The organism is Streptomyces viridiviolaceus (assembly GCF_014650995.1).
GTDB classification, from domain to species: domain Bacteria; phylum Actinomycetota; class Actinomycetes; order Streptomycetales; family Streptomycetaceae; genus Streptomyces; species Streptomyces viridiviolaceus.
Map to the genome: position 1 here is coordinate 1 of NZ_BMWA01000012.1, position 24,077 is coordinate 24,077.

23 protein-coding genes are annotated in these 24,077 nt (G+C 72.5%); 15 read left to right on the forward strand and 8 right to left on the reverse strand.

Annotation, left to right across the window (positions count from 1 at the left end; all coding sequences use genetic code 11):
- Positions 1-173: 173 nt before the first annotated feature.
- Both IE260_RS18625 and IE260_RS18630 read right to left on the reverse strand, forming a co-directional pair.
- Entirely contained in the window at positions 174-1,163 is a 990-nt protein-coding gene (locus IE260_RS18625; RefSeq protein WP_189873283.1) for a DeoR/GlpR family DNA-binding transcription regulator, read from the reverse strand.
- A 167-nt stretch (positions 1,164-1,330) separates the two neighbouring features.
- Positions 1,331-2,779 carry an NAD(P)H-quinone dehydrogenase gene (locus tag IE260_RS18630; protein WP_189873285.1) on the reverse strand — a complete coding sequence of 483 codons (1,449 nt, stop codon included), beginning with the start codon at positions 2,777-2,779 and terminating at the stop codon, positions 1,331-1,333.
- An 83-nt stretch (positions 2,780-2,862) separates the two neighbouring features.
- On the opposite strand from IE260_RS18630, the gene IE260_RS18635 reads away from it, so the two are divergent.
- The 4 genes from IE260_RS18635 to IE260_RS18650 all read left to right on the forward strand — a co-directional run bounded on the left by IE260_RS18635 (position 2,863) and on the right by IE260_RS18650 (position 7,827).
- Positions 2,863-3,300, forward strand: a complete 438-nt coding sequence (locus IE260_RS18635; RefSeq protein WP_189873287.1) for a gamma-glutamylcyclotransferase family protein — start codon at positions 2,863-2,865, stop codon at positions 3,298-3,300.
- 96 nt (positions 3,301-3,396) lie between these two features.
- On the forward strand, positions 3,397-4,221 hold the full coding sequence (locus IE260_RS18640) for a purine-nucleoside phosphorylase (protein WP_189873289.1): 825 nt from the start codon (positions 3,397-3,399) through the stop codon (positions 4,219-4,221).
- A 502-nt stretch (positions 4,222-4,723) separates the two neighbouring features.
- A complete protein-coding gene (locus IE260_RS18645) occupies positions 4,724-6,370 on the forward strand; it encodes a phospho-sugar mutase (protein WP_189873291.1) in 1,647 nt (548 codons plus the stop codon).
- Between the two features lie 227 nt (positions 6,371-6,597).
- A complete protein-coding gene (locus tag IE260_RS18650) occupies positions 6,598-7,827 on the forward strand; it encodes a putative hexosyltransferase (RefSeq protein ID WP_189873293.1) in 1,230 nt (409 codons plus the stop codon).
- Positions 7,828-8,199: 372 nt separating this feature from the next.
- On the opposite strand, the gene IE260_RS18655 is transcribed toward IE260_RS18650, so the two are convergent.
- Positions 8,200-8,883: a PH domain-containing protein gene (locus IE260_RS18655; protein WP_189873295.1), complete on the reverse strand. Its 684-nt coding sequence runs from the start codon at positions 8,881-8,883 to the stop codon at positions 8,200-8,202.
- 114 nt (positions 8,884-8,997) lie between these two features.
- Between IE260_RS18655 and deoC the strand changes: the two genes are divergently transcribed.
- Genes deoC through IE260_RS18670 form a run of 3 tightly spaced genes read left to right on the forward strand, consistent with a single transcriptional unit; the run spans position 8,998 to position 12,279 of the window.
- Positions 8,998-9,954 carry a deoxyribose-phosphate aldolase gene (gene deoC / locus IE260_RS18660; RefSeq protein ID WP_189873676.1) on the forward strand — a complete coding sequence of 319 codons (957 nt, stop codon included), beginning with the start codon at positions 8,998-9,000 and terminating at the stop codon, positions 9,952-9,954.
- A gap of 5 nt (positions 9,955-9,959) precedes the next feature.
- On the forward strand, positions 9,960-11,396 hold the full coding sequence (locus tag IE260_RS18665) for an aldehyde dehydrogenase family protein (RefSeq protein WP_189873297.1): 1,437 nt from the start codon (positions 9,960-9,962) through the stop codon (positions 11,394-11,396).
- Entirely contained in the window at positions 11,389-12,279 is an 891-nt protein-coding gene (locus tag IE260_RS18670; protein WP_189873299.1) for an aldehyde dehydrogenase family protein, read from the forward strand. The genes IE260_RS18665 and IE260_RS18670 overlap by 8 nt, the downstream gene beginning before the upstream one ends.
- 104 nt (positions 12,280-12,383) lie before the next feature.
- On the opposite strand, the gene IE260_RS18675 is transcribed toward IE260_RS18670, so the two are convergent.
- Positions 12,384-12,725, reverse strand: coding sequence for a hypothetical protein (locus tag IE260_RS18675; protein ID WP_189873300.1), 342 nt, complete (start codon positions 12,723-12,725; stop codon positions 12,384-12,386).
- A gap of 90 nt (positions 12,726-12,815) precedes the next feature.
- Between IE260_RS18675 and IE260_RS18680 the strand changes: the two genes are divergently transcribed.
- Positions 12,816-13,523: a uridine kinase family protein gene (locus IE260_RS18680; protein ID WP_189873303.1), complete on the forward strand. Its 708-nt coding sequence runs from the start codon at positions 12,816-12,818 to the stop codon at positions 13,521-13,523.
- A 221-nt stretch (positions 13,524-13,744) separates the two neighbouring features.
- On the opposite strand, the gene IE260_RS18685 is transcribed toward IE260_RS18680, so the two are convergent.
- Positions 13,745-14,488, reverse strand: coding sequence for a SigE family RNA polymerase sigma factor (locus tag IE260_RS18685; protein ID WP_189873305.1), 744 nt, complete (start codon positions 14,486-14,488; stop codon positions 13,745-13,747).
- Between the two features lie 224 nt (positions 14,489-14,712).
- Between IE260_RS18685 and afsQ1 the strand changes: the two genes are divergently transcribed.
- The 5 genes from afsQ1 to IE260_RS18710 all read left to right on the forward strand — a co-directional run bounded on the left by afsQ1 (position 14,713) and on the right by IE260_RS18710 (position 18,611).
- Positions 14,713-15,390, forward strand: coding sequence for a two-component system response regulator AfsQ1 (gene afsQ1 / locus IE260_RS18690; RefSeq protein WP_033272295.1), 678 nt, complete (start codon positions 14,713-14,715; stop codon positions 15,388-15,390).
- Positions 15,387-17,006 (forward strand): ATP-binding protein, encoded by a 1,620-nt coding sequence (locus tag IE260_RS18695; protein ID WP_189873307.1) that lies wholly within the window; start codon positions 15,387-15,389, stop codon positions 17,004-17,006. Before afsQ1 ends, IE260_RS18695 begins: the two co-directional genes overlap by 4 nt.
- Positions 17,006-17,605, forward strand: a complete 600-nt coding sequence (locus tag IE260_RS18700; protein WP_189873309.1) for a hypothetical protein — start codon at positions 17,006-17,008, stop codon at positions 17,603-17,605. Before IE260_RS18695 ends, IE260_RS18700 begins: the two co-directional genes overlap by 1 nt.
- 158 nt (positions 17,606-17,763) lie before the next feature.
- Positions 17,764-18,315 carry a VanZ family protein gene (locus IE260_RS18705; RefSeq protein WP_189873311.1) on the forward strand — a complete coding sequence of 184 codons (552 nt, stop codon included), beginning with the start codon at positions 17,764-17,766 and terminating at the stop codon, positions 18,313-18,315.
- Positions 18,316-18,407: 92 nt separating this feature from the next.
- Complete coding sequence (locus tag IE260_RS18710) at positions 18,408-18,611, forward strand: PspC domain-containing protein (protein ID WP_189873313.1); 204 nt, start codon at positions 18,408-18,410, stop codon at positions 18,609-18,611.
- Positions 18,612-18,710: 99 nt separating this feature from the next.
- Here IE260_RS18710 and IE260_RS18715 read toward each other — a convergent pair whose 3' ends face one another.
- A complete protein-coding gene (locus IE260_RS18715) occupies positions 18,711-18,983 on the reverse strand; it encodes an ATP-binding protein (RefSeq protein WP_189873315.1) in 273 nt (90 codons plus the stop codon).
- Positions 18,984-19,121: 138 nt separating this feature from the next.
- Positions 19,122-20,279, reverse strand: coding sequence for an adenosine deaminase (locus tag IE260_RS18720; RefSeq protein ID WP_189873317.1), 1,158 nt, complete (start codon positions 20,277-20,279; stop codon positions 19,122-19,124).
- Positions 20,280-20,414: 135 nt separating this feature from the next.
- Here IE260_RS18720 and IE260_RS18725 point away from each other — a divergent pair, with 135 nt between their 5' ends.
- Complete coding sequence (locus IE260_RS18725) at positions 20,415-21,176, forward strand: dienelactone hydrolase family protein (RefSeq protein WP_189873319.1); 762 nt, start codon at positions 20,415-20,417, stop codon at positions 21,174-21,176.
- 14 nt (positions 21,177-21,190) lie between these two features.
- Here IE260_RS18725 and IE260_RS18730 read toward each other — a convergent pair whose 3' ends face one another.
- Entirely contained in the window at positions 21,191-22,144 is a 954-nt protein-coding gene (locus IE260_RS18730) for a LysR family transcriptional regulator (RefSeq protein WP_189873321.1), read from the reverse strand.
- 63 nt (positions 22,145-22,207) lie between these two features.
- On the opposite strand from IE260_RS18730, the gene IE260_RS18735 reads away from it, so the two are divergent.
- Entirely contained in the window at positions 22,208-23,488 is a 1,281-nt protein-coding gene (locus tag IE260_RS18735) for an MFS transporter (protein ID WP_189873323.1), read from the forward strand.
- The last annotated feature ends 589 nt before the right edge of the window (positions 23,489-24,077 follow it).

A 24,077-nucleotide genomic window follows, 5' to 3' on the forward strand; every position in this document is an offset into this window, starting at 1 on the left:
CGTCGGCGCCTCCATCACCTCCGGCGCCGCCATCTGCGAGATCAAGGACTGAGACAACCGGCCACACGGCCGTCGCAGGACACACCGGGGCGCCCGGCGGACCGCAGTGACAGGCCCGCCGGGCGCCCCGGCGTCGCACCGGACCGCGACGGACCGCGACGACCGATGAAAGCTCAGCGGCGCCGCAGGTCCGCGACCCGCGCACGTTGTTCCGCCACCCCGCCGTTCTGCTCACCCAGAGCCGTCGCCGTCCTCAGCCCCGACCCCGCGCCGGGGACCTGGCGGCGCGGCCCGGGGAGCGGCACGTCCCGGCGCTGCTGACGCGCCGGGACGGCATCACCCCCGGAGGCACCCGAGGCCCCCGGGGAGCCCGAGGCACCCGACGCCCCGGCGACGGCGATCTGCACGCCCTGGTCGGCGAGCGCCTGGAGCTCGGTGGCCGCACGGTCGTCGTGGGCGGGCGGATCGTCCGTGACCAGGCGGGTGATGACGTCCGTCGGCACGGTCTGGAACATCGTGTCCGTGCCCAGCTTGGAGTGGTCGGCGAGGACGACGACCTCGGCGGCGGCCTGCACCAGCGCGCGGTCCACGGACGCGGACAGCATGTTGGACGTGGACAGGCCCCGCTCCGCCGTGAGCCCGCTTCCCGACAGGAATGCCTTCGACACCCGCAGGCCCTGGAGGGACTGCTCGGCCCCCGAGCCGACCAGGGCGTAGTTGGAGCCCCGGAGCGTGCCGCCGGTCATCACGACCTCGACCCGGTTGGCATGGGCCAGCGCCTGGGCCACCAGCAGCGAGTTGGTGACGACGGTCAGACCGGGCACGCGGGCGAGCCGGCGCGCCAGCTCCTGCGTGGTGGTCCCCGCCCCCACCACGATGGCCTCGCCCTCTTCGACTAAGCCCGCGGCGAGGTCGGCGATGGCCGTCTTCTCGGCGGTCGCGAGATGGGACTTCTGCGGGAAGCCGGACTCCCGCGTGAACCCGCCCGGCAGTACCGCACCGCCGTGCCGGCGGTCGAGGAGTCCTTCTGCCTCCAGTGCACGCACGTCCCGCCGTACGGTCACTTCGGAGGTCTGGACGACGCGGGCGAGTTCACGGAGCGACACGGCCCCGTTCGCTCGCACCATTTCGAGGATCAATTGGCGACGTTCTGCAGCGAACACGAAACTGACAGTAACCCCAACGACCGTCTGCTTTCAGCAGTTTGCGCCGAATAACAGAAGTTGTTCGCACGACAGGGCAGGAAGTGGTATACGCGCCTACTCCCCCCGACTATGCCCTCCGCATGCTCCGCGACTCGCTGTGACCAGCGAGGAGCCGGTTTCGGCCGTCAGGCCTCGGCGCCGGCCTTCCGCGTGTGCAACTGCCGCGCCACCTCGGCGATCGACCCCGAAAGCGAGGGGTACACGGTGAAGGCGTTCGCGATCTGTTCCACCGTCAGGTTGTTGTCGACCGCGATCGAGATGGGGTGGATGAGTTCGGAGGCACGCGGGGCCACGACGACGCCGCCGACCACGATCCCTGTGCCGGGCCGGCAGAAGATCTTGACGAAGCCGTCCCGGATGCCCTGCATCTTCGCCCGCGGGTTGCGCAGCAGCGGCAGCTTGACGACGCGGGCGTCGATCTTGCCGGCGTCCACGTCCGCCTGCGAGTACCCCACCGTGGCGATCTCGGGGTCGGTGAAGACGTTGGAGGAGACGGTCTTCAGGTTCAGCGGCGCGACCGCGTCCCCCAGGAAGTGGTACATGGCGATGCGTCCCTGCATGGCCGCCACGGAGGCCAGCGCGAAGACGCCGGTCACGTCGCCGGCGGCGTACACACCGGGGGCCGTCGTCCGGGACACCTTGTCGGTCCAGATGTGCCCGGAGTCGCGCAGCCGGACCCCGGCCTCCTCCAGCCCCATGCCCTCGCTGTTGGGGATGGCACCGACGGCCATCAGACAGTGCGAACCGGTGATGACCCGCCCGTCGGCGAGGGTCACCTCCACCCGGTCCCCCACCCGCTTGGCGGACTGGGCCCGGGACCGCGCCATGACGTTCATGCCGCGCCGCCGGAAGACGTCCTCCAGCACGGCCGCGGCATCCGGGTCCTCACCCGGCAGCACGCGGTCCCGCGACGACACGAGGGTGACGCGCGACCCCAGTGCCTGGTAGGCACCGGCGAACTCGGCACCGGTCACACCGGACCCGACGACGATGAGCTCCTCGGGAAGCTCGTCGAGGTCGTACACCTGGGTCCAGTTCAGGATGCGCTCGCCGTCGGGCCGGGCGTCGGGCAGCTCACGCGGATGCCCACCGGTCGCGATCAGCACCGCGTCCGCGGTGAGTGTCTCCTCACTCCCGTCCGCGGCCCGCACGACGACCTTCCGCGACCCGTCGAGGGCCTGCATGCCCTCCAGCCGGCCGCGCCCGCGCACGACGCGCGCACCGGCGCGCGTCACGGAGGCGGTGATGTCGTGGGACTGGGCGAGGGCGAGCCGCTTGACCCGTCGGTTGACCTTGCCCAGGTCCACCCCGACCACCCGGGCGGCCTGCTCGATGTGCGGGGTGTCGTCGGCGACGATGATGCCCAGCTCCTCGTACGAGGAGTCGAAGGTGGTCATCACCTCGGCCGTGGCGATCAGGGTCTTCGACGGCACGCAGTCGGTCAGCACCGACGCTCCGCCCAGACCGTCGCAGTCGACGACGGTCACCTCCGCGCCGAGCTGCGCGGCGACCAGCGCCGCTTCGTATCCGCCGGGTCCGCCACCGATGATCACGATCCGAGTCACGTACTCCATTGTCCCGCACCCTTCAACGAGGAGCCGCCCGGGGGCACCTCCGTTACAAGAGTGACGCCGGGCCACTGCCGTACCCTCTCCCCATGTCGCTCTACGCCGCCTACGCCGGCAACCTCGACGCGCGGCTGATGACCCGCCGCGCCCCCCACTCGCCGCTGCGCGCCACCGGCTGGCTGAGCGGGTGGCGGCTGACCTTCGGGGGCGAGCACATGGGCTGGGAGGGCGCGCTCGCGACCATCGTCGAGGACCCGCTCTCCCAGGTCTTCGTGGCCCTCTACGACGTCGCTCCGATGGACGAGGACTCGCTGGACCGATGGGAGGGCGTAGGCATGGACATATACCGCCGTACGCGCGTACGGGTGCACACCCTGGACGGTGAAGAAGGGGCGTGGACGTACGTTCTGAACGCCTACGAGGGCGGCCTGCCCTCCGCCCGCTATCTGGGGGAGGTGGCGGACGCGGCCGAATCCGCGGGCGCACCCCACGACTACGTCATGGAACTCCGCAAGCGCCCCTGCTGACGCCCGGCCCTTCGTCGGAAACGACAAGACAACGATCGCCATCCCGTGAGCTCCGTCATCTACGCGCGTAGGCGAAGACCGGCTACTCTCATCGACGTGAACGCATCTCTTCTTCCGGACGACATCCAGGGCGACCCCTACGCCGCCGCCGACGCCGCCGCGGCCCGCCTGCGTGAACTCACCGGCGCCGAGACCCACGACGTCGCCCTCGTGATGGGCTCCGGCTGGGCACCGGCCGTGGACGCCCTCGGCGCCCCCGAGGCCGAGTTCCAGGTCACCGATCTGCCGGGCTTCCCGAAGCCCGCGGTGGAGGGCCACGGCGGCAAGATCCGCTCGTACGCCATCGGGGACAAGCGCGCACTGGTCTTCCTGGGCCGCACCCACTACTACGAGGGCCACGGCGTGGCCTCCGTCGCGCACGGCGTCCGCACCGCCGTCGCCGCCGGCAGCAAGACCGTGATCCTCACCAACGGTTGCGGCGGCCTGCGCGAGGGCATGCGCCCCGGCCAGCCGGTCCTGATCAGCGACCACATCAACCTGACCGCCACCTCCCCCATCGTCGGCGCGAACTTCGTCGACCTCACCGACCTCTACTCGCCGCGCCTGCGCGCCCTGTGCAAGGAGGTCGACCCCACCCTGGAGGAGGGCGTCTACGCCCAGTTCCCCGGCCCGCACTACGAGACCCCGGCCGAGATCCGCATGGCCCGCGTCATCGGCGCCGACCTGGTGGGCATGTCGACGGTCCTGGAGGCCATCGCGGCCCGTGAGGCGGGCGCCGAGGTCCTGGGCATCTCCCTGGTGACCAACCTCGCCGCCGGCATGACGGGCGAGCCCCTGAACCACGAGGAGGTCCTCCAGGCGGGCCGCGACTCCGCCACCCGGATGGGCTCCCTGCTGGCCCAGGTCCTCGGCCGCCTGTAACCCCACCGGCGGGTGCGGTTGCACTGCGTTCGGCTGTCGCCCGGCGTGGGTGCGCTGGTCCGGTGTTCGCCGGTTACCCGGCGTGGGTGCGGGTCGGGGGTGGGTGGCGCGGCCCGGCGCTTGCGGGGTGCCGCCCGCGGCTACGGCAGCGCGGCGCCCGACGGTACGGCGGCGCGACCGCGCGGTGCCGCGGCGCTGCGCGGGCACCGCGACGGCGCGGCAGTCACGTACGGCGAGAAGGGGCCGTGTCGGGGGGTGTCCGCCCGCAGCGGTTGGCGCGTCAACACCAGTCGGATGGTCACCCACCGATTCCGCGCCGTTCCGAGGACGGACACCCCCCGGCACGGCCCCGACCCACCCACAACCGAAAGCGCTACGCGCACCCCCACCGAACCCGCACAGGCCGCCGCAGGCATCGTCATCCCAAGACCACCGGCGGACGACCGACCACCGACCACCGACCACCGACCACCGACCACCGACCACGAGAGGCTGACCCGACGTGCACGACGACCTCATCGCACGGGCCAAGGCATGGCTGGCCGAGGACCCCGACGCGGAAACCCGTGACGAACTCGCCAAGCTCATCGACGCCGCGGACCACGCGGAGCTCACCGCGCGCTTCAGCGGCACCCTCCAGTTCGGCACCGCGGGCCTGCGCGGCGAACTCGGCGCCGGCCCCATGCGCATGAACCGCTCGGTCGTCATCCGCGCCGCCGCCGGCCTCGCCGCGTACCTGAAGAAGCAGGGAACCCCGCACGGGGACGGCACGGCCGGCCTCGTCGTCATCGGCTACGACGCCCGCCACAAGTCGGAGGACTTCGCCCGCGACACCGCCGCGGTCATGACCGGCGCGGGCCTGCGCGCGGCGCTCCTCCCCCGCCCCCTCCCCACCCCCGTCCTCGCCTTCGCGATCAGGCACCTCGGCGCCGTCGCCGGCGTGGAGGTCACCGCCAGCCACAACCCGCCCCGCGACAACGGCTACAAGGTGTACCTCGGCGACGGCTCCCAGATCGTGCCCCCGGCGGACGCGGACATCGCCGCCGAGATCGACGCGATCACCACGCTCACGACCGTCCCCCGCCCCTCCACCGGCTGGGAGACCCTCGACGACAGCGTCCTCGACGCCTACCTCGCCCGCACCGACGCCGTCCTCGCCCCCGACTCCCCCCGCACCGCCCGCACCGTCTACACGGCGATGCACGGCGTCGGCAAGGACACCCTCCTCGCCGCCTTCGCACGAGCCGGCTTCCCGACGCCCACCCTCGTCGCCGAGCAGGCCGAGCCCGACCCGGACTTCCCCACCGTCGCCTTCCCCAACCCGGAAGAGCCCGGCGCGATGGACCTCGCCTTCGCGAAGGCCCGCGAGACGAACCCCGACCTGGTCATCGCCAACGACCCGGACGCCGACCGCTGCGCGGTCGCGGTACCCGACGGCGAGGACTGGCGCATGCTCCGCGGCGACGAGGTGGGCGCCCTCCTCGCCGCCCACCTGGTGACCCGCGGAGCACAGGGCACGTTCGCGGAGTCGATCGTCTCGTCCTCCCTCCTCGGCCGCATCGCCGGGAAGGCGGACCTCCCGTACGCCGAGACCCTCACCGGCTTCAAGTGGATCGCCCGCGTAGAGGGCCTGCGCTACGGCTACGAGGAGGCCCTCGGCTACTGCGTGGACCCGGACGGCGTGCGCGACAAGGACGGCATCACCGCGGCCCTCCTGATCACGGAACTCGCCTCGACCCTGAAGGCGAGCGGCCGCACCCTCCTCGACCTCCTCGACGACCTCGCCGTCGAGCACGGACTGCACGCCACGGACCAGCTCTCGGTCCGCGTCGAGGACCTGTCGGTCATCGCGGACGCCATGCGCCGCCTGCGCGAGCAGCCCCCGACCCGGCTCGCGGACCTCGCCGTCACCCGCACCGAGGACCTCACCCGGGGCACGGCCGCGCTCCCGCCCACCGACGGCCTGCGCTACACCCTCGACGGCGCCCGGGTGATCGTCCGCCCGAGCGGCACGGAGCCGAAGCTGAAGTGCTACCTGGAGGTGGTCGTCCCGGTCGCCACGCACGCCGAGCTCCCCGCGGCCCGCGCGAGGGCGACGGAGGTCCTGTCGGCCCTCAAGCGCGACCTGTCGACGGCGGCGGGCATCTGACCGACCCCCGCGCGACCGAGCGAGTACGCCTCCGGCAGCCCCACGGCGACTCGGCACGGCCCACACGGCGGCACCGCACCGCACAGCCCCCGACGGGGTGCCCCATCCGGCGGCACCCCATCGGGTGACTTCCCGGCGTCGGTTGACCCGCCCTCCCCGACGCACGCCGCCCCCCGGGCAACGGTGGACCGGAAACGCACCGCCGAGTCACCCAGGGAGCCGCCGCCGTGTCCTCGACCGCCCCCGAAACCACCCCGAGCGGACGAATCCCCGGTACCCGGCGCCCACCTGTCCCCGCACCCCCCGCCTCGCCCCCCAGCGTCCACGCGCTGCGCGCCCACGTCCTGCGTGTCCGGCGCGCCCTGCACCGGGCGGCCCCGGCGCTCGCCGCCTATCTCGCGGTACGCGTCACGGGCCTGCTCGTGCTGTCGGTCTGGGCCCACCGCCGGCACCAGCAGGTGTGGCCGATCCTGGCCACGCAGTGGGACTCGGACTGGTACCTGGGCATCGCCGACCACGGCTACGCCGACGAGCTCGGCACCGCCCACAACACGAACAACCTGGCCTTCTTCCCGCTCTTTCCGGTCCTCGTGAAGGCCGTGGCCGCCTTCACCCCCGGCACCCGCGCGTCCACGGCCCTGGGCATCGCGGTCGTCGCCTCGCTCGTAGCCGCCTGGGGCGTTTTCTCGGTGGGCGAGCGCCTGTACGGCCGCCGCGTCGGCATCCTGCTGACCACGCTGTGGGCCGCGTTCCCGGTCGGCCTGGTGCAGTGGATGGGCTACACCGAGTCCCTGTTCACGGCGTGCGCGGCGTGGTCGCTGTACGCCGTGCTCACGCGCCGCTGGCTGTGGGCCGCGGGCTTCGCCGCACTGGCGGGGCTGACCCGGCCGACGGGCATCGCGGTGGCGGCCGCGGTCACCGTGGCGGCGCTGCTCTCCCTGCGCCACCGTCCCGTCCGTCCGCGCGCCCTGGCGGCCGCGTTCCTCGCGCCGCTCGGCTGGGGCGCGTACATCGCCTGGGTGGGCCTGCGCCTGGGCCGGTGGGACGGCTACTTCGCCGTGCAGAAGTTGTGGCACAACGAACTGGACGGCGGTCTGGAGACGCTGAGCAAGATCCGCTGGCTGCTGGGCCGGGACTCCTCACCGCAGCTGTTCCTCGTCCTGGTGACGCTCACGCTGATCGCGTCGGTGGTGCTGTTCGCCCTGTCGGTGTGGGACCGCCAGCCGCTCGCGCTGCTCGTCTTCACCGGCGTCCTGCTGGTGATCGTCCTGGGCAGCGGCGGGGTGTACTTCCCCAGGGCCCGCTTCCTGCTCCCGGCCTTCCCGCTGCTCCTCCCCGTGGCCGTCCACCTGTCCCACGCGTCCGTGCGCTGTCGCGCGCTGGCGCTGTCGGCAGCGGTGCTGGGCTCCGCGTACTTCGGGGGGTACATGCTCCTGGTCTGGCCGAGCGCACCGTAGGACCGCACGGGCCGGCAACCGCACCACCGCACCGCAGCCACAGCGAGACCCCCGTCGCAGCCCCAGTCTCAGCCGCACCGGCACCCGCCACCACAGCCGCACCCCGCGCCCTCAGCCACAGCGCTCGCAGCTAGCCGAACCACCACCCGCAGCCACAGCCGCACCGGCACGCCACCAAAGCCGCACCGGCGCCCTCAGCCACAACCACTGCCGCACCCGCAGAACAGCCGCACCACCACCCGCAGCCACAGCCGCACCGGCACGCCACCAAAGCTGCACCCGCGCCCTCAGCCACAGCGCTGCCGCACCCCCAGCCAGCCGCCCCCAGTCAGCGGCACCGGCCCCGCCGCCGTCAGAAGGAACCGCCCCCGGTCACCCCACCGCCAACAACACCGCGAGCAGCACGGCCCCGACGACCGCGGGCCCGGCCACCTCGTACGCCCAGCGAACGGTCACCTCGCCCTGCGAGGTCTCGGCCTTCGCCCGGGCCTCGAGCAGGTCCCTCAGCTCGTCCATGACCTTGTCGGTCTCCGCACGCACCGGCCCCTCGGTCGTGGCCGCCGCGGCGCCGCCACCGGAGAGGCCGCCGAACGCACCGCGACGACCGCGCCCCCGGCCGTCGTTCGCGGTCCGCCGCGCCTCCTGCCGGGCCGCCTTCTTGCGGGCGCGCAGCGAGACGGGAATCGACCACAGCTGGTACTTGGCGCCGGACTCGGTGACGACCTCGTTCGAGTAGCCGGAGCGCAGCGAGGCGATCTGTCCCCAGGGGAGCACGATGACGCGGAAGGGGTTGCGGACGCGCAGCCGGTCGTCGCCCGCGAAGACGGCGGGCCGCACGGTGTAGGCGCAGATGAGCGGCACGAGGAACAGCATCGCGGCGAGCGCCACCCAGGGGGTGCGTCCCTCACCCGCGACCACCGCGTCGATGCCGAGCCACAGCACCAGGGCGAGCAGCAGGACACCGCCGGCGATGCCCGCGGGCGAGCGGTAGATCCGGTCCTTGGACGCGGGTACCGGGGGCTGCGGCGAGGGTGACTGGTGCTCCGGGGTCGTCATGGTGCCGATTGTGCCCGACGCCCGCGGCGGCGCTCGTACGCGGTGTCGCGTCCAGGAGGCGGGCGCTCGGGGGTGTACAGCCGCTACGCGCGTAGATATGCTCGTCTGGTGACCATGCCCACCACTGCACCCGCACCCGGACTCGCTGACGTCACCGCGTCCGACAGCACGCTGCGCCGCTTCCTCCACGGGCTGCCCGGCGTCGACGCGGTCGGCCTGGAGGCGCGCGCCGCCTCGCTCGGCACCCGCTCCATCAAGACCACCGCCAAGGCGTACGCCCTCGACCTCGCCATCTCGATGGTCGACCTGACGACGCTGGAAGGCGCGGACACCCCGGGCAAGGTCCGGGCGCTCGGCGCGAAGGCGGTCCACCCCGACCCCACCGACCGCGCGACCCCCGCCACGGCGGCCGTCTGCGTCTACCCCGACATGGTGGCCGTCGCCAAGGAGGCCGTCGCCGGCTCGGACGTCAAGGTCGCCTCGGTCGCCACCGCGTTCCCGGCGGGCCGCGCCTCGCTGGCGGTCAAGCTGGCCGACGTGCGCGAGGCCGTGGCGGCGGGCGCCGACGAGGTCGACATGGTCATCGACCGCGGGGCGTTCCTCGCGGGGAACTACATGAAGGTGTACGACGAGATCGTCGCCGTGAAGGAGGCCTGCGGGACGTCCGCCCGCCTGAAGGTCATCTTCGAGACCGGCGAGCTGTCGACGTACGACAACATCCGCCGCGCGAGCTGGCTCGGCATGCTGGCCGGGGCCGACTTCATCAAGACGTCCACCGGCAAGGTCGCGGTCAACGCCACGCCCGCCAACACCCTCCTGATGCTGGAGGCGGTCCGTGACTTCCGGGCGCAGACCGGCGTCCAGGTCGGCGTGAAGCCGGCCGGCGGCATCCGCACCGCGAAGGACGCGATCAAGTTCCTCGTCCTGGTCAACGAGACCGCGGGCGAGGACTGGCTGGACAACCACTGGTTCCGCTTCGGCGCCTCCTCGCTCCTGAACGACCTGCTGATGCAGCGTCAGAAGCTGGCCACCGGCCGCTACTCCGGCCCCGACTACGTGACGGTGGACTGATCACCATGGCACCTGCATTCGAGTACGCACCGGCACCCGAGTCCCGCGCGATCGTCGACATCGCCCCGTCGTACGGCCTGTTCATCGACGGCGAGTTCGCGGACGCGGCCGACGGCAAGGTCTTCAAGACGGTCAGCCCGTCGACCGAGGAGGTCCTCTCCGAGGTCGCGGAGGCCGGCGAGGCCGACGTCGACCGCGCGGTGAAGGCGGCCCGCAAGGCGTTCGAGAAGTGGTCGGCGCTCCCGGGTTCCGAGCGCGCCAAGTACCTGTTCCGCATCGCGCGCATCATCCAGGAGCGCTCCCGCGAGCTCGCCGTTCTGGAAACCCTCGACAACGGCAAGCCGATCAAGGAGACGCGCGACGCCGACCTGCCCCTGGTCGCCGCGCACTTCTTCTACTACGCGGGCTGGGCCGACAAGCTCGGCCACGCGGGCTTCGGGACCAATCCGCAGCCGCTGGGCGTGGCCGGCCAGGTCATCCCCTGGAACTTCCCGCTCCTGATGCTGGCGTGGAAGATCGCCCCGGCCCTGGCGACGGGCAACACGGTCGTGCTGAAGCCGGCCGAGACGACCCCCCTCTCCGCCCTGTTCTTCGCGGACGTCTGCCGCCAGGCGGGCCTGCCCCGGGGCGTCGTCAACATCGTGACCGGCGACGGCCGCACCGGCGCCGCCCTGGTCGCCCACCCCGACGTGAACAAGGTCGCCTTCACGGGTTCGACGGCCGTCGGCAAGGAGATCGCGCGCGCGGTCGCGGGCACCCGCAAGAAGCTCACCCTGGAGCTGGGCGGCAAGGGCGCCAACATCGTCTTCGACGACGCCCCCATCGACCAGGCCGTCGAGGGCATCGTGAACGGCATCTTCTTCAACCAGGGCCAGGTCTGCTGCGCGGGCAGCCGCCTCCTGGTGCAGGAGTCGATCCACGACGAACTCCTCGACTCCCTCAAGCGCCGCCTGTCCACGCTCCGCCTGGGCGATCCGCTGGACAAGAACACGGACATCGGCGCGATCAACTCCGCCGAGCAGCTGGCCCGTATCACCGCGCTGGCCGACCAGGGCGAGGCGGAGGGCGCCGAGCGCTGGTCCCCGGCGTGCGAGCTGCCCTCGTCCGGCTACTGGTTCGCGCCGACGCTCTTCACGAACGTCACCCAGGCGCACACCGTCGCCCGCGACGAGATCTTCGGACCGGTTCTGTCGGTGCTGACCTTCCGCACCCCGGACGAGGCGGTCGCCAAGGCCAACAACACGCAGTACGGCCTGTCGGCGGGCATCTGGACGGAGAAGGGCTCGCGCATCCTGGCGGTCGCGAACAAGCTCCGCGCCGGCGTCGTCTGGTCCAACACGTTCAACAAGTTCGACCCGACCTCGCCGTTCGGCGGCTACAAGGAGTCGGGCTTCGGCCGCGAGGGCGGCCGCCACGGCCTGGAGGCGTACCTCGATGTCTGATGCACGACTGTCGGTGTTCAAGACCTACAAGCTGTACGTCGGCGGGAAGTTCCCGCGTTCCGAGAGCGGCCGGGTGTACGAGGTGAGCGACTCGAAGGGCAAGTGGCTGGCGAACGCGCCCCTCTCCTCCCGCAAGGACGCCCGTGACGCGGTGGTCGCCGCGCGCAAGGCGTTCGGCGGCTGGTCCGGCGCGACGGCGTACAACCGCGGTCAGATCCTCTACCGCATCGCCGAGATGCTGGAGGGCCGCCGCGACCAGTACGTCCAGGAGGTCGCCGACGCCGAGGGCCTGTCGAAGTCCAAGGCGGGCGTCCAGGTCGACGCGGCGATCGACCGCTGGGTCTGGTACGCGGGCTGGACCGACAAGATCGCCCAGGTGGTCGGCGGCGGCAACCCGGTCGCGGGCCCCTTCTTCAACCTGTCCTCCCCGGAGCCGACGGGCGTGGTCGCGGTCCTCGCCCCGCAGGAGTCGTCGTTCCTGGGCCTGGTCTCCGTCGTCGCCCCGGTCATCGCCACCGGCAACACGGCGGTGGTGATCGCGAGCGAGAAGTCCCCCCTCCCCGCACTGTCCCTGGGCGAGGTCCTGGCGACCTCCGACCTGCCGGGCGGTGTCGTGAACATCCTCTCCGGCCGCACGGCGGAGATCGCCGCCCCGCTCGCCGCCCACCAGGACGTCAACGCCATCGACCTCGCGGGCGCCGACGAGGCGCTGGCGAAGGAGCTGGAGATCGCGGCGGCGGACAACCTCAAGCGCGTTCTGCGTCCACAGCCTGTGGACGAATGGTCGGCGACGCCGGGCACCGAGCGCATGACGGCGTTCCTGGAGACGAAGACGGTCTGGCACCCGACCGGCTCGCTGGGCGCGTCGGGCTCCTCGTACTGACGGCACCCGCAAGGGCGCCGTCGGCCGGGAACCGGAGAGCCGCGCCTTCCCTCCGTCCGGGGAAGGCGCGGCTCTCCGCACGCACAGGGCCGTCGGGCCTCGGGTCAGCGCACCAGCCCCGCCGCCTGCTCCGCGACCGGCACGCTGCCGACCGACGGCGCCTGCGCGACCGGGCCGGTCAGTGCCCTCGAGTCGAGCGGCGCGAAGTCGGCCACCGTGGTCTCGACGCCGTTGTCGAGCGGGTCGACGCCCGTGCCGGCCAGCGGGTTGGGCCTGAGATCGGTGACCGGAGCGGCGGCGTGGCCGGCTGTGCCGGTCACACCCGCGACCGCGCCGTCGGCCGCGGAGGCCGTGGCCGCGCCCGCTCCGAGGGCCACCCCTGCGGTCGCGAGGGCGGCCAGGGCGCGCCGGGCGGTCGGGGTGCGGGGGAACGCGTGTCGGGCCATCGCTGCTGCCACCTCTTGCCGGGGAGTGATGCCGGGTACCGCGACAGCACTCCGAAAAGTAACTGGTCCGACGCGAAGAGTAGTTGACGTGTGACGCGCGCTTCAAAGCCGGTCGGCGGGGTCGTTCGGCGGCCGTTCGATGCCGCACACTGGTGTCCCGTGACCTCCCATCCGCCCATACCGACACGCGTCGTGCTGCTCTGCGGCCCCTCCGGCTCCGGCAAGTCCCTCCTCGCCGCCCGCTCCGGCCTCCCCGTGCTGCGGCTCGACGACTTCTACAAGGAGGGCACCGACCCGACGTTGCCGCTGGTGGCCGGGAGCTCCGACATCGACTGGGACCACCCCGGGACGTGGGACGCGGACACGGCGGTCGCCGCGATCACGGAGCTGTGCCGCACGGGCCGCACGCAGGTACCCGTCTACGACATCGCGCTCAGCGCCCGCACCGGCGAGGAGACCGTCGACATCGGGCGGACCCCGCTGTTCATCGCGGAGGGCATCTTCGCCGCGGAGATCGTGACGCGCTGCCGGGAACTGGGCGTCCTCGCCGACGCGCTGTGTCTGAGCCGCGGTCCGATGACGACCTTCCGCCGCCGCTTCCTGCGCGATCTGAAGGAGGGCCGCAAGTCGGTGCCGTTCCTGCTGCGCCGCGGCTGGCGCCTGATGCGGAAGGAGCGCTCGATCATCGCCCACCAGACGGCCCTGGGCGCCCATGTCTGCGACCGGGACGAGGCGATGGGCCGGCTGGCCGCCGCGGCGGCGGGGCGGTGCGCGGCGCCGACGCGTACGGCGGCGTAGCCGGCCCGCCCCGGACACAGAAACGGGACTGGACGGACCCCCCGGCCCTCCAGTCCCGTCCCCTTGTGCTCCCCCGTTCCCCCGTGGTGCTTCCCCCGTGTCCCCCCGTCCCCCGCACCCCCCGTCGTCCCCCGTGGGTGGTGCTTCCCGTGAGTAAGAGCCCCGGACTCCCCCCGTGATACACCCGGGCTCCTACTTTTTTTCGCGGGCCCCCTGGCCCTTCAGGCGACCAGTTCGCCGAAGGCGTCCTCCCGGTCACGGCCGAGGCTGAGCACCTCGTCCTCGCGCAGCCGGCGCAGCGACCGCCAGATGCTGGACTTCACCGTGCCGACGCTGATGTCGAGGATGTCCGCGATCTCCGGGTCCGTACGGCCCTCGTAGTAGCGCAGGACCAGCATGGTGCGCTGGAGCTCGGGCAGCCGGGCCAGCGCCTGCCACAGGACCGCGCGCAGCTCGGTGCCGCGCATCGCGTCCGTGTCGCCGGGCGTCTCCGGCAGTTCCTCGGTCGGGTACTCGTTGAGCTTGCGGCGCCGCCAGGCGCTGATGTGCAGGTTGGTCATGGTGCGGCGGAGGTATCCGCCGACCGCCGCCTTGTCACTGATCCGGTCCCACGCCCGGTACGTCGAGAACAGCGCGCTCTGCAGCAGGTCCTCGGCCTCGAAGCGGTCGCCGGTGAGGTGGTAGGCGGTTGCGTACAGGGAGGCGCGGCGTTCCTGGACGTAGGCGGTGAACTCCGCCTCCGACAGCGAACGGCGCTCCCCCTCGGCCTCCCCGTACGCGGTTCCCCCGTGCGTCTCCCCCTGGTGCGTGTCGACCACCGTCATGTAGGCGGTGTGCTGACGCCCGGTGCCGCGAGCGCACCCCCGCCCGCTCACGGCACCGGACCTCTCGGAACCCCGGTGCGTGTGCACGTCGTGCAGACGCGTGATCACTGCGCTGGTGCTGGTGCCGTGCAGCGTGTTCATCTCGCGCCCCCCGTCGTGGACTTCCGGTGTTCGGCTTGCTGTGTTGCCTGTGCCGAAAAGCTTGCCGGGGCGACTTCATGGCCGTGTCCGCCGACTGTCACAGAGCTGTCACAGGGCTCGCTCACTCCGGCGCCACACTTCCTTCACAGGTCCCGGGGGCGGCAGCGCACCGCATCCGGGCCCACAGGTCGAACCGCACCCCCTCCATGGGCCAGAATGAGCCCGTGCCTTCCCTGTTGCTGATCGAGGACGACGACGCCATCCGTACGGCCCTGGAGCTCTCCCTGACGCGCCAGGGACACCGGGTGGCCACCGCTGCCAGCGGTGAGGACGGTCTGAAGCTGCTGCGCGAGCAGCGGCCGGATCTGATCGTGCTGGACGTGATGCTGCCCGGCATCGACGGGTTCGAGGTGTGCCGGCGCATCCGGCGCACCGACCAGCTGCCGATCATCCTGCTGACCGCGCGGAGCGACGACATCGACGTGGTCGTCGGCCTGGAGTCGGGTGCCGACGACTACGTCGTCAAGCCCGTGCAGGGCCGGGTGCTCGACGCCCGCATCCGGGCGGTGCTGCGGCGCGGGGAGCGGGAGTCCAGCGACTCGGCGACCTTCGGCAGCCTCGTCATCGACCGGTCGGCGATGACCGTCACCAAGAACGGCGAGGACCTCCAGCTGACGCCGACCGAGCTGCGGCTGCTGCTGGAGCTGAGCCGGCGCCCGGGGCAGGCGCTGTCGCGGCAGCAGTTGCTGCGGCTGGTGTGGGAACACGACTACCTCGGTGACTCGCGGCTCGTGGACGCCTGCGTGCAGCGGCTGCGCGCCAAGGTCGAGGACGTCCCGTCGTCCCCGACCCTGATCCGTACCGTGCGGGGTGTGGGCTACCGGCTGGATCCGCCTCAGTGACACAGGAACGCCAGGGGGTTTCGCGCGGCTGGGCCGCGGCTCGCAAGGGAGTCTGGTCGCGGCTGCGCTTCACCAGCCTGCGGCTCAGGCTGGTCGTCGTCTTCGGACTGGTCGCGCTCACCGCCGCCGTGTCGGCTTCCGGGATCGCGTACTGGCTGAACCGGGAGGCCGTGCTCACCCGGGCCCAGGACGCGGTCCTGCGCGACTTCGAGCAGGAGATGCAGAACCGGGCGGGCTCGCTGCCCGAGCACCCCACGCAGGACGAGTTGCAGCACACCGCGGGCCAGATGGCCAACAGCAGCCAGCGTTTCAGCGTGCTGCTCGTCGCGGAGAACGCCGACGGCGAGACCGTGTACGGCAGTTCGGGCGGGCTCGGCGGCTTCGCGCTGACCGACGTGCCCGAGTCGCTGCGCAAGGCCGTGACCGAGGAGCAGAAGGTCACCTCGGCCAACAAGTACCCGTACCACCTGTACTGGCAGCGGACGGTCGAGGACGACACGCCGTATCTGGTGGCCGGTACCAAGGTGATCGGCGGGGGCCCGACCGGCTACATGCGCAAGTCGCTGGAGCCGGAGGCGAAGGACCTGAACTCGCTGGCCTGGTCGCTGGGGATCGCCACGGGCCTGGCGCTGATCGGCTCCGCGCTGCTCGCTCAGGCCCTGGCCACGACCGTGCTGAAGCCGGTGCACCGGCTCGGGGTGGCCGCGCGGCGGCTCGGCGAGGGGAAGCTGGACACCCGGTTGCAGGTCTCGGGCACCGACGAGCTGGCCGATCTGTCCCGGACGTTCAACAGCGCCGCCGAGGCCCTGGAGAAACGGGTCGAGGACATGGCGGGCCGGGAGCAGGCCTCGCGGCGGTTCGTGGCGGACATGAGCCATGAGCTGCGCACGCCGCTGACGGCCATCACCGCCGTCACGGAGGTGCTGGAGGAGGAGCTGGAGTTCGAGGGCGGCGGCATCGACCCGATGATCGAGCCGGCCGTGCGGCTGGTGGTGAGCGAGACGCGGCGGCTGAACGACCTCGTGGAGAACCTGATGGAGGTCACCCGCTTCGACGCGGGCACCGCCCGGTTGGTCCTGGACGACGTCGACGTCGCCGACCAGATCACCGCGTGCATCGACGCCCGGGCCTGGCTGGACGCCGTCGAGCTGGACGCCGAGCGCGGCATCCACGCCCGGCTCGACCCGCGCCGCCTGGACGTGATCCTGGCCAACCTCATCGGCAACGCGCTCAAGCACGGCGGGTCGCCGGTGCGGGTGTCGGTGACGGCGGCGGACGACGAGGTCGTCATCGCGGTACGCGACCACGGGCCCGGCATCCCCGAGGACGTCCTGCCGCACGTCTTCGACCGGTTCTACAAGGCGAGCGCCTCCCGGCCCCGTTCCGAGGGCAGCGGGCTCGGCCTGTCCATCGCCCTGGAGAACGCGCACATCCACGGCGGGGAGATCACCGCGGCCAACTCTCCGGAGGGCGGTGCGGTGTTCACGCTGCGACTGCCGCGGGACGCGTCGACGCTGGCGGAACTGGACTCCGGGAGCCCCGAGGATTCCGGGGACTCCGCGGGTGACGGCGGCAAGGGCAAGGGCAAGGGCAAGGACGCGAAGGGACAGGGCTGATGACCGTACGCCGCCTGCTGGCGCTCCCCGTGCTCGCCGCGTTGCTCGCCGGGTGCGGCATCCGGGCCACGGAGGTGCCGACGGACTTCGGTCCCGCGCCGTCGCGGGTGCGCTGCTCGCTCGCCGAGCCGGACGTGTCGACGCAGTCCGCGCCGGGCGTGGCCGTGCAGGTGTTCCTGCTGTGCGGCTCGTCGCTGGTGGCCGTGGACCGGACGGTACGGGTCCCGGACGGCGCGCCGGACTCCCAGCGGCGGGTGCTGGTGGCGCAGGGGCTGCTGGACCAGCTCGCCGTGGCGCCGTCGGCCGCGGAGAAGGAGGCCGGGTACACCACGGACGTGCGGGGCGGCACGACCGTGAAGGGGCCCCGCCCCGGCGACCCGGAGGACACGCTGCGGCTCAGCACCGCGCCCGGCGACCTCACCTCGTACGCCCTGGCCCAGATCGTCTGCACGTTCTCCGACTCGGCCGCGGCCGAGGGTGACGGCTCGGTGATCCTGGGCGGCCCCGACGACCGTGCCCCCCGCCGCTATGCCTGCACGGACGAGGTTCGCGCCCGGCCGGGGAGCAAGGAACCACCGTCGAGCGTCGTCGAAGGCTGACCACCGGCGGCCGTCGCCCTGGCCGACGGTCCCAGCGGGCCCACGGGTCACAGACCTCACGCGCGGTGCCACGGATGCCGGGGCGGATGTGGCGCAGGCCTCACCCGTGCGGGGGAGTGTCCGGAACCGACGGCGGCGGAGGCCGCGTCTAGGGGGGCGTGCAGCGTGAAGGCTCCATCGGCGGCGGCGCCGCGATCCGCATCCGTGTGACAGGGGGTGTCCTCCTGGTCGCACACCTCGCGTTCGTCGCCTGGCTCACGCTGCGGCCGTTGGACGTCCTCTGGGTGATGCCCCCCAACCTGCACCCGCTCGCCGGCATCCGGGCCGACCTCGCGCTGGGCTGGCCGGAGGCGGCCCGGTCCATCGGCGGGGGTCTCGCCCTGCTGGCGCCGCTGGGCGTGCTGCTGCCGGTGGTGAACGGCAGGCTGTCCGTCTCGCCGCTGGCGTCGCTGCTGCGCACCATGGCCGCGGGTGCCCTGCTGTCGCTCGCCATCGAGTTGCTGCAGACCGGGGTGCCCGGCCAGGTCGTCGACGTCGACTCGCTGCTGCTGAACACCGCGGGCGTGGCCCTGACGCACCTCGCGGTCGTCCCGCTGGGCCGTGCCCGGCTCCGCCGCAGGTCCGAGCGGGGGTGTCGCGAGGACGTTCCCCAGGAGGAGCCCGCTCAGGGTCGGACCCCGACGATTCCCAGGGTCGGTATCGCCCCGTAGAGCGACGCTTTGTTCCGTTCGTCTCCGTAGCGTTGAGGGCAGATGAGGCAGCCGGCCGGCGGCCTCGACCGGACGCTCACGAAGGAGCCGCGATGTCCCGCCTCGCCCGTCCCGCCCACGGCCGCATGATCGGCGGAGTGTGTGCCGCGCTGGCGCGGCGCTTCGGCACCTCCGCGACCACGATGCGGGTGATCTTCCTGATCTCCTGCCTGCTGCCCGGCCCGCAGTTCCTGCTCTACCTCGCCCTGTGGATCCTGCTGCCGTCCGAGGAGAAGGCCGCACGAACGGCCTGGTAGCGGCGGCCGTTCCGCCGCCCCTGCTTCCCTCTGGTACGCCGACGGGGCGCGCCCGATGTCACCGGGTGCGCCCCGTCGGCACGTCGTGACGGGCGCGGCTCAGCCGAGCGGCACACCGTTCATCGTCACGCCCTGCGTCGGGAGTCCGCCGAGCAGACCGGTGACCGGCTCGGTCGGGCCCTGCTCCAGCGCGCCGCTCGCGTCCGGCAGCACCTGGGAGACGTTCTCCGCGGGGAGCGTCCCGGCGATGGTGTCCAGGGCCTGCGTGGCGTCCGGGGCGGCCGGGGCGGCGCCCGCGGCACCCGCGCCGACGACGGCGAAGGCGGCACCGAGAGCGGCGGCACCGAGGGTCTTGACAGCAGACTGCTTCATGAATTGCGTCCTCGAAATGGGATGTCGGGGATATGAGCGGTCCTCGACCGTAAACACGCGACACCGCAGGCCGCAAACCTCGAAATGCGGACGAAGTGTGAACACTCGTCCATATCTCTGAGCCCCGATCAGCGCGGTTCAGCCGTCATTCGCGGCAGAACCGCTGGTGGAAGCAGTCTGCTGGAACAGCCATTCGGACTTCAGTTCCGCATATCCCGGCTTGATGACATCATTGATCATGGCCAATCTTTCATCGAAAGGAATGAACGCCGATTTCATCGCATTGACAGAGAACCACTGAATGTCGTCGAGCGTGTAACCGAACACGTCGACAAGGTGCTCGAATTCCCGGCTCATGCTGGTGTGGGACATCAGCCGGTTGTCCGTGTTCACGGTGGCGCGGAAGTGCAGCCGGCGCAGCAGCCCGATGGGGTGCTCGGCGTACGAGGCCGCCGCCCCGGTCTGGAGGTTGGAGCTGGGGCACAGCTCCAGGGGGATGCGCTTGTCCCGTACGTACGAGGCGAGCCGCCCGAGCTTCACGGTCCCGTCCTCGTGCACCTGGATGTCGTCGATGATGCGCACCCCGTGTCCGAGCCGGTCGGCCCCGCACCACTGCAGGGCCTGCCAGATGGACGGGAGCCCGAAGGCCTCGCCGGCGTGGATGGTGAAGTGGTTGTTCTCCCGCTTCAGGTACTCGAAGGCGTCCAGGTGCCGGGTGGGCGGGTAGCCCGCCTCGGCGCCGGCGATGTCGAAGCCGACGACGCCGAGGTCCCGGTAGCGGTTGGCGAGCTCGGCGATCTCCAGGGCGCGGGCGGCGTGCCTCATGGCGGTCAGCAGCGCGCCGACGCGGATGCGGTGGCCGTTCGCCTTCGCCCGCCGCTCGCCCTCACGGAAGCCCTCGTTGACGGCCTCGACGACCTCTTCGAGGGTGAGTCCGCCCTCCAGGTGCTGCTCGGGGGCGTAGCGCACCTCGGCGTAGACGACGCCGTCCTCGGCGAGGTCCTCGGCGCACTCGGCGGCGACCCGGACCAGGGCGTCGCGGGTCTGCATGACGCCGACGGTGTGCGAGAAGGTCTCCAGGTAGCGCTCCAGGGAGCCGGAGTCGGCGGCCTCGCGGAACCAGACGCCGAGCTTGTCGGGATCGGTTTCGGGGAGCTGGGAGTAGCCCGACTCGCGGGCGAGTTCGACGATCGTGCCGGGGCGCAGCCCGCCGTCGAGGTGGTCGTGCAGCAGAACCTTGGGCGCCCGGCGGATCTGGTCCGGCGCCGGGGTTTTCTCAGTGCTCTGGCTCGTCATTTCCGCACTCTAACTCCTACGCGCGTAGAACGTCGGGTGTACACGAAGAAAGGCACGGGTGTACGTATCCCTCGATATGTAACGGTGACCGCACGGACGGGTCGCGTACACCCGCTCTTCTGACACTGTTCTGTCATGGCACAGCAAGCGACGCCGGTTCGCAGGGCCCGGCTGGGGCGGATGCTCGGTCCGGAGGGGACGGCGGTGAGCGGAGTGGTCCTGCTGCTCCCCGGCGGCGACGAGGTCTCCGGCCGCAGACCGTCCCCGCTGCTGGCGGCCGCGTCCGTACGGGGGTTGGGACGCCGGCTGGCGCACGCGGGGCGGGAGGAGGGCCTGGCCGTCCACGTCGTGCACTACCGCTACCGCGGCTGGAACGGCAGCGAGGCCCGTCTCGCGCACGACGCCGCCTGGGCCGCGGACGAGGCCGTACGGCGCTACGGCGACGTCCCCGTCTGCCTCGTCGGCATCGACATGGGCGGCCGGGCCGCGCTGCGCGCGGGCGGGCACGAGGCCGTCAACTCCGTGCTGTCGATCGCCCCCTGGCTGCCCGACGAGGACGTCGCCGCGCCACCCGAACCGGTGAAGCAGCTCGCCGGGCGGCGGGTGCTGATCGTGCACGGCACGAACGACGAGCGCAGCGATCCGGAGCTGTCGTTCCGGCTGGCGGCGCGGGCGAAGAAGGCGAACCGGGACGTGTGCCGGTTCGAAGTGCACTCCGACGGACACGGGCTGCACCACTACCGCGACGAAGTGGCCGCGCTGGCCGTCGACTTCGTGCTGGGCGTGCTGTTCGGGCACGCCTTCTCCCGGCCGGTGGAGGACGCGCTGGCCGCTCCGCCGCCGCTGGGACTGCGGATGCCGTTGGCGGCCGGGTTCGGCAAGTCGCTGCGTCGGTAGCGTCCGGCCGGCCGCTACGCCGGGAGCAGGTTGCCCCTGCGCGACAGCAGGAACTTCTTGAAGGCCGCCACCGGGGGCGTGTCCACGCTGCCGGCCAGCCAGGCCACGCCGATCTCCCGGGCCGCGCGCGGAGCCGTGACCGTCAGTTCGACCACGCCGGGGCGCGGGACGGTGGGCGGCGGCAGGAGGGCGACGCCGAGTCCTGCCGCGACCAGGCCCCGCAGCGTCTCGGTCTCCTCCCCCTCGAACGCCACCCGGGGCCGGAACCCCGCCTCCTTGCACAGGTCGTCCGTGATGCGGCGCAGGCCGTAGCCGGGCTCCAGGGTCACGAAGACCTCGTCGGCGGCCTCGGCGAGGCGGATGCGCCTGCGTCCGGCCAGCGCGTGGTCGGCCGGGACGACGAGACGCAGCTTCTGCTCGTCCAGGCGGCGGGCGACCAGGTCGGGCGCGTCCGGGACCGGGGAGGTCAGGCAGAGGTCCAGCTCTCCGGCGCGCAGGCGCTCCAGCATCGCCTCGCCGTAGTTCTGGACGAGGCTGAAGCGGACGCGGGGGTGGTCGGCGCGGAAGGAGTGCAGCAGACCGGGTACCGTTTCGGCGCCCATGGTGTGCAGGAAGCCGAAGGCGACCTTGCCGGTGGCCGGGTCGGCGTCCGCGCGCACCTCGTCGGCGGCGCGCTCGATCTCGGCGAGGGCGCGTTCGACGGAGCCGAGGAAGGTGCGTCCGGCGGGCGTTAGGGCGAGGGTGCGGCCGCGGCGGACGAAGAGGTCGACGCCCAGGTCCTGCTCCAGGCGGACCAGGGCCCGGGAGAGGGTCGACTGGGGGACGTTCATCTCCTGGGCGGCCCGGGTGACGTGCTCGGTGCGGGCGACGCCGGCGAAGTGGGCGAGGCGGGGGGCGAGCAGCGCGACGATGTCTTCTGTGTCACTGGTCTGTGACAGGCGGTTCTGTGACCTCTGCTGATGCACCATGGGAACGATTATGGCGATTCCATGCATTGGACGGATGAGTCGCCGGGTCCGTACGTTTCGAGCATGACTCCCGCCGATACCGGGGCGTCCACCACCGTGGGCGCCGCTGCATCCGTCTCCGCCTCCGCTCCCGTCCCCGACTCCCGCACGGCCCCGGGCGGCCCCGGCTACCGCCGGATGAGTTTCGCCCTCTTCCTCGCGGGTGTGGCGACCTTCGCGCTCCTGTACTCCACGCAGGCCCTGCTGCCGCTCGTCTCGGACGACTTCGCGGTGACGGCCGGCGACGCGAGCTGGACGGTGGCCGCCGCGACGGGCGGACTGGCGGTGTTCGTCCTCCCGATGAGCGCGCTGTCGGAGCGCTTCGGACGGCGTACGGTCATGACGGCGTCGCTGGCGGTCGCGGTGACCGTCGGGCTGCTGGTCCCCTTCGCACCGTCGCTGCCCGCGCTGGTCGCGCTGCGGGCGGTGCAGGGTGCGGCGCTGGCCGGGCTGCCGGCGTCGGCGACGGCGTACCTCGCGGAGGAGGTGACCCCGAGGGCGCTGGTGACCGCGATCGGCCTGTTCGTGGCGGGCAACAGCGTCGGCGGGATGAGCGGCCGGGTGATCACCGGTTGGGTGGCGCAGGAGTGGGGCTGGCGGGTCGCCGTCGGCGTGATCGGCGTCGTGGCGGTGGCGTGCGCGGTGGCCTTCCGGCTGCTGCTGCCGGCGCCGAAGCACTTCAAGGCGGGCTCGCTGCGCCCGCGCGTCCTCGCCCGCACGGTCCGCGACCACCTCGCCGACCCGCTGCTGCGCCGTCTGTACGCGATCGGCGCGCTGTTCATGACCGTGTTCGGCGGCGTCTACACGGTGATCGGGTACCGCCTGACGGAGGCGCCGTTCTCCCTGCCGCAGGGCGTCGTCGGTTCGATCTTCCTCGTCTACCTGGTCGGCACGGTGTCGGCGTCGACGGCGGGACGCCTGGTGGGCCGCCTCGGTCGCCGCGGGGCGCTGTACCTCGCGGGCGGTACGACGGCGGCGGGACTGCTGCTCTCCCTGGCACCGACCCTGCCGCTGGTCCTGCTCGGCCTGGTGCTGATCACGGCGGGCTTCTTCGCGGGGCACGCCGTGGCGTCCTCGGCGGTGAGCAAGACGGCCACGCGCGGCTGCGCCCAGGCGTCGGCCCTGTACCAGTCCGCCTACTACATCGGCTCCAGCGCGGGCAGCACGGTGGGCGCGGTGGCCTTCCACTCCGCAGGCTGGGCCGGCACGGTCGGCGTCGGCGTCCTGGCGGTGCTGGGCGTGGTGGCGCTCACGGTCGCGGGCACCCTGGCGGCCCGCACGGGACGCCGGCCGGCGGCGGCGTAGCCGTCGCCGCACGACGCGGGGGGCTCACGCAGACGTGGGCACCCTTCCTGCGTCCGCTCCCCGACCGCGCCTCCACGCCGCGAACGCCACCGGCGGCCCGCGTGGAGGCACGGGGCAGGCCAGGGGGGCACTCGGCGGTCTGGTCCGACAGGCACGCGTCCGCGCGGCCGTCCGCACCGCTGCGGCCCGTGGCTGTGTGGGGCCGTCCGTCGAACCGGGGCCCGCTCGCTGCTCGGGCAGTCGAGGGCGGCGCGCACCCGTCCCAGGCCGACCGAGGACGAGCCCACGGCCGGGCAAGGCGCGGACCTGCCGACCGTTTATTCCGGGGCACCGCCCTCACGGGTCACGCGTGGCCGCGCCCGGGCCGGGCGCGTCGGCAGTCGGGCGCGGGCGCGCAGCGACAGGGGATGCGGTGGGGCACGGACCGGACGGCGGCACCCGACGCGAGACGGTGTTCCCCCCGGACCGGACGGCGGCACCCCACGCGTGACCGTGCTCCCCCGAACCGGACAGCGGCACCCCACGCGTGACCGTGCTCCCCCGAACCGGACAGCGGCACCCCACGCGTGACCGTGCTCCCCCGAACCGG